General features: G+C 42.5%; 7 protein-coding genes. 4 read left to right on the forward strand and 3 right to left on the reverse strand.

Translation table 11 applies throughout. The annotated features are described in order from the left end of the window. Nucleotides 1–60: 60 nt before the first annotated feature. The 3 genes from metF (at nucleotide 61) to gadC (ending at nucleotide 4714) form a co-directional block, all read left to right on the forward strand. The gene (gene metF, locus M1F17_RS19770) at nucleotides 61–945 is read left to right on the forward strand and encodes a methylenetetrahydrofolate reductase (RefSeq protein WP_094961904.1); all 885 of its coding nucleotides are present in this window, start codon (nucleotides 61–63) and stop codon (nucleotides 943–945) included. Nucleotides 946–1650: 705 nt separating this feature from the next. Next, on the forward strand, nucleotides 1651–3051 hold the full coding sequence (locus tag M1F17_RS19775; protein WP_004265325.1) for a glutamate decarboxylase: 1401 nt from the start codon (nucleotides 1651–1653) through the stop codon (nucleotides 3049–3051). 112 nt (nucleotides 3052–3163) lie between these two features. Continuing rightward, nucleotides 3164–4714: a glutamate:gamma-aminobutyrate antiporter gene (gadC, locus tag M1F17_RS19780; protein ID WP_180312205.1), complete on the forward strand. Its 1551-nt coding sequence runs from the start codon at nucleotides 3164–3166 to the stop codon at nucleotides 4712–4714. Nucleotides 4715–4786: 72 nt separating this feature from the next. On the opposite strand, the gene ppc is transcribed toward gadC, so the two are convergent. The 3 genes from ppc to metB form a co-directional block, all read right to left on the reverse strand. Next, nucleotides 4787–7426, reverse strand: coding sequence for a phosphoenolpyruvate carboxylase (gene ppc, locus M1F17_RS19785; protein WP_004265321.1), 2640 nt, complete (start codon nucleotides 7424–7426; stop codon nucleotides 4787–4789). A gap of 403 nt (nucleotides 7427–7829) precedes the next feature. Next, the gene (locus tag M1F17_RS19790) at nucleotides 7830–10271 is read right to left on the reverse strand and encodes a bifunctional aspartate kinase/homoserine dehydrogenase II (protein WP_004265319.1); all 2442 of its coding nucleotides are present in this window, start codon (nucleotides 10269–10271) and stop codon (nucleotides 7830–7832) included. Between the two features lie 12 nt (nucleotides 10272–10283). Beyond that, the gene (gene metB, locus M1F17_RS19795; RefSeq protein ID WP_004265317.1) at nucleotides 10284–11444 is read right to left on the reverse strand and encodes a cystathionine gamma-synthase; all 1161 of its coding nucleotides are present in this window, start codon (nucleotides 11442–11444) and stop codon (nucleotides 10284–10286) included. A 315-nt stretch (nucleotides 11445–11759) separates the two neighbouring features. Here metB and metJ point away from each other — a divergent pair, with 315 nt between their 5' ends. After that, nucleotides 11760–12077: a met regulon transcriptional regulator MetJ gene (gene metJ, locus M1F17_RS19800; protein WP_004265315.1), complete on the forward strand. Its 318-nt coding sequence runs from the start codon at nucleotides 11760–11762 to the stop codon at nucleotides 12075–12077. Nucleotides 12078–12253: the final 176 nt, after the last annotated feature.

Raw genomic sequence — 12253 nt, forward strand, 5'->3', positions numbered from 1 at the left:
ACAAATGGATATAATAACGTACAAAAAATAGTTAGTTTGCAAATTGCGAGGTTACAGGGTATGAGTTTTTTTCACGCAAATCAGCGCGAAGCGCTAAATCAAAACTTAGCTGAGTTAGATGGCCAAATTAATGTTTCATTTGAGTTTTTCCCACCTCGCAGTGAAGAGATGGAGCAGACACTATGGAAATCTATTGATAGGCTCAAAAACCTGAAACCTCAATTTGTCTCTGTGACTTATGGTGCGAATTCCGGCGAACGCGACAGAACGCACAGTATCATCAAAGATATTAAGGATAAAACCGGTTTAATTGCAGCCCCTCACCTAACGTGTATTGATGCAAGCCCTGATGAACTGAAAGCCATTGCTCGTGACTATTGGAATAATGGTATTCGCCATATTGTTGCATTGCGTGGTGATTTACCTGACAACAGCCGTAAACCAGATATGTATGCTGTTGATCTAGTCGAGCTGTTAAAAAGTGAAGCGGATTTTGATATTTCTGTTGCGGCCTACCCTGAAGTTCACCCTGAAGCCAAAAGCGCTCAAGCCGATTTAATTAGTTTAAAAAAGAAGATTGATGCGGGAGCTAACCGTGCAATCACTCAGTTTTTCTTTGATGTTGAGAGCTATTTACGTTTTCGTGACCGCTGCGTCGCGACAGGTATTGATGTGGAAATCGTGCCGGGGATTTTACCCGTCTCTAACTTTCGTCAACTCGAGCGCTTTGCCAAACTGACTAACGTACGCATTCCTGCATGGATGAGTAAAATGTACGAAGGGTTAGATGACGACCCTGAGAGCCGTAACCTTGTCGGCGCATCAATCGCCATGGATATGGTCAAAATTCTTAGCCGTGAAGGCGTGAAAGATTTTCATTTTTACACGCTGAACCGCTCTGAGCTCACCTATGCTATCTGCCATACTTTGGGAGTTAGGCCTTAATTTAGTCGGATGAGGCGAATATTTTGCCTCATCCCTTTGCTATTTTCTTCTATACTTATAAATATCTTCTATTTCTCCAGAAAAAAATATCAAATAGCTAGAACTAGTTATTTCTTGTTTAAAAAAGAACCAGTGTCTTTAAGGTAAATATATTAACGTGATATCTAAACTAGTTAGATTCGCGAACTACTTTTCCACAATATAACTCATGCTATTATTTTCTTTATATTCAAATTCATTTTGCCACAATAATTATATTTAACGGTTAACGGTATAAATTAACTTTAAACATTATGAAAATCAGGGTTTAAATAAAAGTTACATAACTTAACATTATTGAAATATTAGTTTTTTATGAACATTTATTTATTTCCACTACATTTTTCGCCCATATAAAATCAAATAAAAACAACTAAAAAGCTAAATACATAGAAATAAAAACCATAAAAATGTAACAATTTAGTTAAATTGAGTGGTTTTTAGCATCATTTTATGAACACAATCAGCTATTGAGAAAAATTATCTATAACCAAAATAACCATAAACCATCATTCACTCTACTGTTACTTTCTAATTATGACGGTTTTCATTAAATTATCTTTTTTATTTGAACACTTTTGAATTTTTAAAAAGACGGCGTATATTTAATATTGAGCTCAAGATTAATAGTATTTAATTACCACATGGTCATTGAGGAATTAAAACATGAGTAATAATGCATTAAATTCAAAACACAGTGGAATGGATGATGTCTACGCATCATTAGAATTATCCAAATCATTACCAAAAACCAAGTTTCCATTGAAAGAACAAGCACCACGTAATGTATTTAGTGCAGTACGCGATGAATTAATGCTAGATGGGAATTCACGCCAAAACTTAGCAACATTTTGCCAGACATGGGTGGATGATGAAATTCGTGATTTGATGGATTTGTCTATCGACAAAAACATGATAGATAAAGACGAATATCCACAAACAGCAGAAATTGAAAACCGCTGCGTACATATGTTAGCGGACTTATGGAATTCACCGGATGCAGAAAATACCCTTGGTTGCTCAACCATCGGGTCCTCAGAGGCTGCAATGCTTGGTGGGCTAGCGCTAAAATGGCAATGGCGCAAAAAACAAGCCGCTAAAGGAAAACCGACCGATAAACCTAATTTAATTTGTGGCCCAGTTCAAATCTGTTGGCACAAATTTGCTCGTTATTTCGATGTTGAACTCCGAGAGATCCCTCTTGAAGGTGACCGCCTCATCATGACACCGGAAGAGGTGCTCAAACGTGTCGATGAAAATACTATTGGTGTCGTACCGACCCTTGGAGTGACATTTACCTGCCAATATGAGCCCGTAAAAGCTGTACACGATGCGCTCGATAAACTACAAAAAGAAACTGGACTGGATATTCCTATCCATGTGGATGGTGCTAGTGGCGGCTTCTTAGCTCCATTTTGTGCACCAGATTTAGAATGGGATTTCCGCTTACCACGTGTAAAATCCATTAATGCATCAGGCCATAAATTTGGTTTGGCGCCATTAGGCGCTGGCTGGGTTATTTGGCGTGAAGCCAAAGACCTTCCAGAAGAATTGATTTTTAATGTGAATTATTTAGGCGGTAATATGCCAACATTCGCACTGAATTTCTCTCGCCCTGGCGGTCAAATCATTGCTCAATATTATAATTTCTTGAGACTGGGTCGCGAAGGCTATGCAAAAATCCACAACGCTTGCTATGCAACTGCACAATACCTCAGCCGCGAAATTGAAAAATTAGGGCCATTTGAAATGATTTTTGATGGTGATAGCCAAACTGGTATCCCTGCATTAGCATGGAAACTGAAAGAAGGCACCGCCACCAGCAAATATTCCCTCTATGACATCGCAGACAAACTGCGTAGCCGTGGCTGGCAAGTTCCTGCTTACTCCATGCCAGCAAACCGTGAAGACCTTGTTATTCAACGTATTCTAGTGCGTCATGGGGTTAGTTTAGATTTAGCCGCATTACTCATTGATGACTTCAAACGCACCTTAGAGTATTTCGATAAGCACCCCGTCAATAAACCGCTAACAGAAGAAGAAGGCGGCGGCTTTAATCACAGTTAATTCTTTTATTCATGATTGTGTTGTTAACGAGCCAAAGAGCCTTAGGTTCTTTGGCTCCTACTGAGATCCGCCCTGAAAAGGCAGATTGTTTATCGATTTGAGGAGAACTCGTATGGCAACAACGACAGCTCCAGCCGCAAAGCAACTGACACTACTTGGCTTTTTTGCCATCACTGCATCAATGGTGATGGCCGTTTATGAATATCCAACATTTGCAACATCTGGCTTTAGCCTCGTATTTTTCCTGCTATTAGGAGGATTATTGTGGTTTATTCCTGTCGCATTGTGTGCCGCAGAAATGGCAACCGTAGAAGGTTGGGAGGAAGGTGGTGTATTTGCATGGGTTTCTAATACATTAGGCGAACGTTGGGGATTTGCCGCCATTTCATTTGGTTATTTACAAATTGCGATTGGCTTTATTCCTATGCTGTATTTCGTATTAGGGGCACTGTCTTATATTTTGAATTGGCCAGAACTTAATACAGACCCAATCACCAAAACGATAGGGGCACTTGTTATTCTCTGGGTATTGGCTTTCACACAATTTGGCGGAACTAAATATACTGCCACGATTGCGAAAGTCGGTTTTTTCGCAGGCATCTTGCTTCCAGCGCTAATTTTGGTCTTTCTAGCGATCAGCTATTTAGCCAGCGGCTCTCCATTGGCCATTGAAATTAGTACTGAAACCTTTATTCCTGATTTCACCAAAATTGGCACACTCGTGGTATTTGTCGCCTTTATTTTGAGCTATATGGGTGTTGAAGCTTCAGCAACTCACGTTAATGAAATGAAAAACCCCGGTCGAGATTACCCCGCAGCGATGTTTTTACTCATGATAGCGGCAATTTGTTTAAGCTCAATTGGTGGGTTATCGGTAGCAGCGGTGATCCCAAACAGTGAAATTAATTTATCTGCTGGTGTGGTACAAACATTCAATGTGCTTGTCACACACTTTAATTCATCCCTTGAATGGGCAGTGAGAATTATTGCGGCACTATTATTGCTTGGCGTGCTGGCTGAGATTGCTTCTTGGATTGTGGGGCCATCCCGCGGGATGTATGTCGCGGCACAGAAAGGTATTCTGCCGCAAGGCTTTGCCAAGGTGAATAAAAATGGCGTACCGGTAACACTGGTGATTTCGCAGTTGTTGATCACAACAGTAGCGATTATCGTCCTCACCAATACTGGGGGCGGTGGTAATATGTCATTCCTTATTGCTCTAGCCTTAACGGTAGTTATCTATTTATGTAGCTATTTCATGCTATTTTTAGGTTATATGCAGTTAGTTTGCAAACAACCAGAGAAAAAACGTGTCTTCAATATACCGGGAGGTAAAGGCATTAAACTTCTCATTGCGTTAGTCGGCCTAATTGTTTCTATCTTAGCCTTTGTGATTTCATTCTTCCCACCGAGTTCTTTACCGAATGGTGCGAGCAATACCACCTATGTGACGTTACTTGCGGTTAGCTTTGTGATTATTTTCTTACTGCCTTTTGTAATTTATGCTTTCCATAACAAACAAGGTAAGAAAACTAATGTCTCTATGGTGCATATCAAAACGCATAATGCGCCAGCTAACCATTTCTTTATTCACCCTCGAGCTCGTTCTGCGTATCACTTGATTCATCATGATAAACCAGACGATGGTTCATCCAACTCGTAATAACTCGTAAAAATAATGAGGGCTACCATTTGGTAGCCCTCATATTATTCAAGTACTTTAAAAATCAACAAACTAACCCGTATTACGCATGCCTGCTGCCACACCAGCAATCGTCACCATCAAGGCTTGCTCGACACGTGGGTCGGGCTGCTCTTGTTGGCGGGAGCGGTGTAAAAGCTCTGCTTGTAAGACATTTAATGGGTCAGTATAAACATTACGTAATGCGATGGATTCCGCTATCCAAGGTAAATCCGCCATTAGCGCTTCATCTTTTGAAACCGCCAACACGCTTTTAATATCTTCAGATAACTGGTCACGCAGTTTTTGCCCTAATGGCCATAAGCGCTCTTCCACCAAGCGGTGGTCGTAATATTCCGCCAGCCATAAATCTGCTTTTGCATAAACCATTTCTAACATCGCAATACGCGTATTAAAGAATGGCCACTGCTGCCACATTTCATCAAGAATGGCTTGTTTGCCTTCTTTCTCAATGACATGTTTTAGCGCCGCTCCTGCCCCTAACCATGCGGGTAACATTAAGCGGTTTTGCGTCCATGCAAAAATCCATGGGATCGCACGCAAAGTTTCCACACCACCAGTTGGGCGGCGTTTTGCAGGACGCGACCCAAGCGGTAATTTACCTAGCTCTAGCTCCGGTGTTGCGGCACGGAAATAAGGCACAAAATCCGGTTGTTCACGTACATAATCACGGTACATCGCACAAGACACATCAGATAGCGAATCCATCACGGACTTCCACTCATCTTTTGGCTCTGGTGGCGGTAAAAGGTTCGCTTCTAATATCGCACTGGCGTATAACGCAAGGCTACTAATGGTAACTTGCGGCAAACCGAATTTAAAACGGATCATCTCGCCTTGCTCGGTTACCCGCAACCCTCCTTTTAAACTACCCGGCGGTTGAGAAAGTAATGCAGAATGTGCAGGCGCACCACCGCGTCCAATTGTGCCGCCACGCCCATGGAATAATGTCAGTGTGACACCTTCTTTCTCACACAATTTAATCAGTGCATCTTGCGCGCGATACTGTGCCCATGAAGCCGCCATTACCCCTGCATCTTTAGCAGAATCCGAGTAACCAATCATCACCATTTGGCGATCATCGATAAGGTTGCGATACCACTCAATGCTTAACAGCTTGGTCATCACACTTTCTGCGTTATTTAAATCTTCCAGTGTTTCGAATAGTGGCGCGACCGGTAAGCGAACCGACGCCCCATTCTCTTTTAGCAGCAATTTAACCGCTAACACGTCTGACGGGACTTTCGCCATTGAAATAACATAAGCCGCAACAGAATCATTTTTGGCTTTCGCAATCACTCGACAAGTTTCAAACACTTCCTGTGTTTCTGCACTCGGCTGCCAATCTTGCGGGATAAGTGGGCGTAAAGATTGTAGCTCTGCCAACAAAAACTGTTGTTTTTCCTCTTCTGACCACTGCGAGTAATCACCCAACCCTAAATACTGAGTCAGCTCTGCAATGGCTTCAGTGTGACGAGTACTTTCTTGGCGCACATCAATACGTACCAGTTGCAAACCAAAGCTACGAATACGGCGCAGAGTATCCAACAACTGACCATTGGCAATAATTTTCATATTGCAGGCAATTAATGATTGGTAGCATGCGTATAGCGGGTCCCATAATTGGGCGTTATCCACCAATAAGTCTGCCGGTGGTAAAACTTGCTCGCCTTTTACACGGCGCTCTAAGTACTCTAGCGTCGAAAATAGTTGGCTACGTAAATTTTTCGCGATTTGGCGATAAGGCTCGTCAACGTCATCCCCCCCAGCTAGCGCACGCAGCTCTGGGGTCGCTTCCGTCATCGAAAGTTCTGAAACCAATACTTGAATATCTTTGAGGAATAAGTCTGCCGCTTTCCAGCGACTCAGCAATAGAACTTGGCGAGTCACATCCGCAGTTACGTTCGGGTTACCATCACGGTCTCCACCCATCCATGAGGTAAAACGAATAGGATTGGCTTCAACCGGTAATACTGCCCCAATAGAGTCCTCAAGTTGTTCGTTAAATTCACGTAAGAAAGCAGGAACCCCTTCCCACAATGAATTTTCCACAACAGCAAAACCCCATTTAGCTTCATCAATGGGTGTTGGACGAATTTTACGAATTTCATCGGTATGCCATGATTGAGCCACCAATTGACGCAAGCGGCGCATGATATTATTGCGTTCATAATCCGCAATGTCATCATGGTCGAGTTGTGACAAACAGTTGTTTACCTCAACTAATTTATGGATCAACGTACGGCGAGCAATTTCCGTTGGGTGAGCCGTTAAAACCAGCTCAATTGAAAGCTGTTCAACTGCTTTTTGGATATCACCATCAGTGAAGTTTTTGCCTTTTAATCGGCTAAACAGATTTTTCAATGCTACTGGGTTACTTGCCGCTTCGCCGTGAGGCGAAATACTGTGGTATTGCTCAGCGACGTTTGTCAGGTTTAAGAATTGGTTAAATGCCCTTGCAACGGGTAGCAATTCATCATTAGAAAGATTTTGTAATGTCATCAGCAGTTTTTGCCGCTGAACTTCATTACCTGCACGAGAAGATTTGGAAAGCTTACGAATGGACTCAACTTTGTCGAGTATGTCCTCACCTAAGGCTTCCTTGATGGTATCGCCGAGTAGCTTACCCAGCATACTGACATTACTGCGCATTGCGGAATATTGCTGATTCATGAGACTCCTGACCTTGTGCTTCTGGCAGAATGCATTCCCGCACGGTTCACGGTTAACAGACTGCTACCTGTTTCCTGTAACAAAATTTCAGTCGGCTGCGTTAGAGTTGTCGTTTTGTGATGCAGGCCGCTAAATTTACCCTTCAGTGTATATTCATATCAGAAAAAAATGACTTTGGGGGATTTTTCTGAAATTTAATTACAGCCTTATTTTTATTAATTTTTCTTATTTAAGTATTGTTTCAGCGCAATATATCGTCGATTCAGCACTTTTAAGACATGAATAATGTTTAAGAATTAAATCATCAGAATAAAAAACAGAAAATGAAGGGATAAATTAAAAATCTTCATGATGCATTAGTGCCCTCAATACCGAAGAGAACACCAATGCACTGAATAAATGATTATAAAAGTTGAGAGAGTCGGTTCAGATCCGATTGAATAGCACCCGCAGTCACATCGCGCCCCGCTCCAGGCCCACGGATCACTAATGGGTTATCTCGATACCAACGGCTTTCAATAGCAAACACATTGTCACCCGGTAATAATGAGGCCAGTGGATGTTCCGGCTTCACCGCTTCCACTCCCACTTTTGCTTTGCCTTTTACCGCATCAAACCGTGCGACATAACGTAGCACTAACCCAAGTTCTTGCGCTGCTTCTAAGCGCTGCTGCATTTGCTCGTTAATAACCGCACTGTTTTCAAAAAACGCGTCCAAAGAACCTGCCTGTGCTTGTTTTGGCACTAAAGACTCAACTCTTACATCATCCGGCTCGATGTCATAACCCGCTTCACGGGCTAAAATAATTAATTTGCGCATAACATCTTGCCCCGACAGGTCAATACGTGGGTCTGGTTCAGTTAACCCTTGCTGCCAAGCTTGCTCTACTAGCTCACTAAATGGGATGGAGCCGTCAAACTGTAAAAATAGCCATGATAGCGTTCCAGAAAAAATACCACTGATAGTCAGGATAGAGTCACCGCTTTCTTTTAAATCACGTACTGTATAGTTAATCGGTAGCCCTGCCCCTACCGTCGCGTTATATAACCAGTGACGACCTGTTTTTGCGAACGCATCGCGAATTTGACGATATTGTGCCGTTTGCGCCGCCCCCGCAATTTTATTTGCACTAATCACATGAAAACCATAACTGGCAAAATCTACATAGTCATCTGCCAACGTTTCACTGGCTGTGACGTCTAACACCACTAAATCATCATAAGGGTGGGAACGCATCCATAAAAATAGGTTATCGTCCTCATGCTCTACGGCTTCATCATCAAAGAAAGCTAGTGCACGACTTGGGTCAATCCCTTGGTAATTCAGTAAGCTACGGCGGCTGTCTACTACGCCAGCTAGGACGAAATCAAAGTCACTACGTGCAGAAATTTTGTGTTGCTCCGCGGCAAAAAGTTCTAACCAACGCGCGCCAATATTCCCTTTACCAAATAACACTAAACCGATGCGTTTTTCTGCGCGGAATAAGCTTTGGTGCATCCCTTTAATTAGATGTTCCGTTTGGTTAGAACGCAAAACAGCAACTAAACTGATATCGTCCTCTGAATGCCAAATAAATTCAACAGGTTGCCCTTTTAATTCCTCATAAAAGCGGTGGCTATGTAACGGTTTTTTACACACTCCCGCACCGACTAATGCAACCAGAGAAAAACCTTCACGTAATGATAATGACCCCGGTAAACCGGCTTCTTCAAGGGTATTTAAGGCACTTTCGACAATCTCGGAGGTATAGCACAATTGCAGTAAAGAACGGTCATGATGAATACCGCGAGCCAAAGGGCGCAATTGAGCACGTTTAAGTAATAAATCCACATCTTTGCAGATTTGTTTAAAATCACGCCCCGCGGCGATACGCAATTCAATCAGACACACATCATCATGACTAGTCACGATTTTCGCACCAGCCCCTGATGCAAGCACCCGTTCAATTTTTGTTGAACCCTGTTCGGGTTGATAGCTACACCTTAATTGCAAATCAATGTTGCTCACAGAAACAGGCTGTAAAGTCCGTGTATGTAAAACGGGAGCCGCTAAACGCGCTAATTCACTCGCTTCATCAAGACGTAACAAAGGCAGCAAACACGCATCTTTCACTTTGCGAGGATCCGCGCTATATACCCCAGCGACATCACTCCAAATCGTCACTTTAGCAGCATCCGCCAACGCACCAACTTGTGTTGCAGAATAATCACTGCCATTGCGCCCGAGTAATACGGTTTCACCTTGCTGATTCCGTGAAATAAACCCTGTTACCACAATACGACGGTTAGGTAATTGCGTTAGCTGTTGCTGTAACAAATACCGTGACTGTATTTCATCAACTTGTGGCTGTGCCGCACGTTCCGCACGTAGAAATAAACGTGCATCGAGCCATGCACTTGCCATATCGGCTTGGACAAGCACTTCTGCCATCAAGCGAGCTGACCAAATTTCACCGTGCCCGACCACTTCTGCATAAATCGCATCATTTATGGGTTGATCCAGCAATGCACTTAAACGCTCTAAATCGTGAATAAATAACTGGCTTAGCTCTGCAGCCTTTTGTTCAGGTAAAAGAGATTCAATTAAATCAAGTTGATAGCGGCGTAATGATTGCTGAGCTTGATGAGCCGAAATACGATCACTTTGGCTTAACTTTAACCAGTTAATCAACTGATTTGTTGTACTACCCGCGGCAGAAACCACCATTAAATCACCGGGTTGGCTATAGTTGGCCATAATTGTTGCAACGCGTTGATAGCACTTCGCATCGGCTAAACTACTGCCCCCAAACTTATGTAACTGGCGGTGGCAAGGAGCCACCTCAACCGCTGTTAGTACACTCATCAAAAAACTCCGCTAACGTTGTGCCGCAACCTGAAATGCGTGATCTAAGTCTGTGATTAAGTCCTGAGGATCTTCAATCCCCACTGAAATTCTTAGCAAGCTATCTGTGATCCCCGCTTGCGCACGGGCTTCTGCTGACATACCTGCATGTGTCATTGTAGCCGTATGGGAAATCAATGTTTCCACACCACCTAATGACTCCGCTAGTGTAAACAGGCTGAGTGAACGAAGAAAATGGCGAAGTTGTGGCTCATCACCTGCAAATTCAAAACTCAGCATCGCGCCAAAGCCTTTTTGCTGTTTCACTGCTATTTCGTGCCCGGGGTGATCTTCTAATGCAGGATAATACAATTTTTTTACTAAAGGCTGTGATTTAAGATATTTTACGATCTCTTGTGCATTTTGCTGTTGCTGTAATACACGTGGAGATAATGTCCGAATACCTCTCAATAGTAGATAGCTATCAAAAGCGCCCCCAGTAACACCAATATTATTTGCCCACCAAGCAAGCTCTGTTACCCACTTTTCTTCTTTCGCAACCACCACTCCTGCAACAATATCAGAATGGCCATTCAAGTATTTAGTGCATGAATGCACCACAAAATCTGCACCTAGCGAAAGAGGCTGCTGCAAAATTGGGCTTAAAAAAGTATTATCTACAACGACTAATGCACCTACATCATGAGCCAACTGTGCAATATGCTGTATATCAAAAATTCTTAATAGTGGGTTGCTGGGTGTTTCGATTAACACTAATTTGGGCTTTTTCGCTAATGCAGCCTGCAATGCAGATTCATCACTTTGGTCGACAAATTGCACCTGATAAGCCCCACGCTGGCTTTGGCTATTAAATAACCGATAGCTTCCGCCGTAACAGTCATGTGGCGCAACGAGTAAATCCCCCGGTTGCAAAAAAACTGTACATAACAGGTGAAGCGCAGACATCCCACTGTTAGTCATTACCGAACCACTACCACCCTCAAGTTGTGCCAATGTTTTTTGCACAATATCACGCCCTGGATTTCCACGACGTGAATAATCATGAGCTCTCGGTTCATTAAAGTCAGTAAAATTATAGGTACTGGATAAATAAATGGGAGGCACGACGCAACCAAATTGTTGGTCTTCATTTAATCCATTATGAATTGCGATGGTTGACGGCTTGTAAGTCATAAACGCTTCTCCTGAACAGTGATAGGCTAAATCATACCCACCGGATGTTTAGACGTCAACATATCTAGACGTCTAAACCTCTTTACGTTTATATCTAGTAATGGAATAATCAGCCCTAATAATTATGTGTAAATTGATAGTCAATCGCATAAGTGAACTTAACTCGTTAATTTTATATAATATCTTGTGATAAAATAAGTTAAGTCACGTCTAACATATATGCAGACGTTCTCGATTTAGGGCTTAGATTAAGTTTCTATTAAAAAGAATATGCATATTATTTTTTATTATTATTGAAAATATCCAAGGTAACCCATGGCTGAATGGAATGGTGAGTATGTCAGTCCGTATGCTGAACATGGCAAAAAGAGTGAGCAAGTAAAAAAAATTACAGTATCTATCCCTTTGAAGGTACTAAAAATTTTAACTGACGAACGTACTCGTCGTCAGATTAATAACTTGCGACACGCGACAAATAGTGAGCTCCTGTGTGAAGCTTTTTTACATGCATTCACAGGCCAACCACTGCCAAATGATGAAGATTTACGTAAAGAGCGTAATGACGAGATCCCTGAAGCCGCAAAAGAAATTATGCGCGAATTAGGTATCGACCCTGAAACGTGGGAATACTAGCCCCAATTAGTCACCATTACGTATCTCAAAACTTTAACTACGTCGCACGCCTTGCGACGTAGTGCCTTTCCTTATGTTTTATTCAAGATAGCTATAACGATGATGGCGACGCGCTCAAGTCTAAAGTGAAAGTACGAATAATGATATTATGTTCGCCGTGCTTTACCGCTTCTAAT

It is taken from the genome of Providencia sp. PROV073, from assembly GCF_033688125.1.
Taxonomy (GTDB): Bacteria; Pseudomonadota; Gammaproteobacteria; order Enterobacterales; family Enterobacteriaceae; genus Providencia; species Providencia hangzhouensis.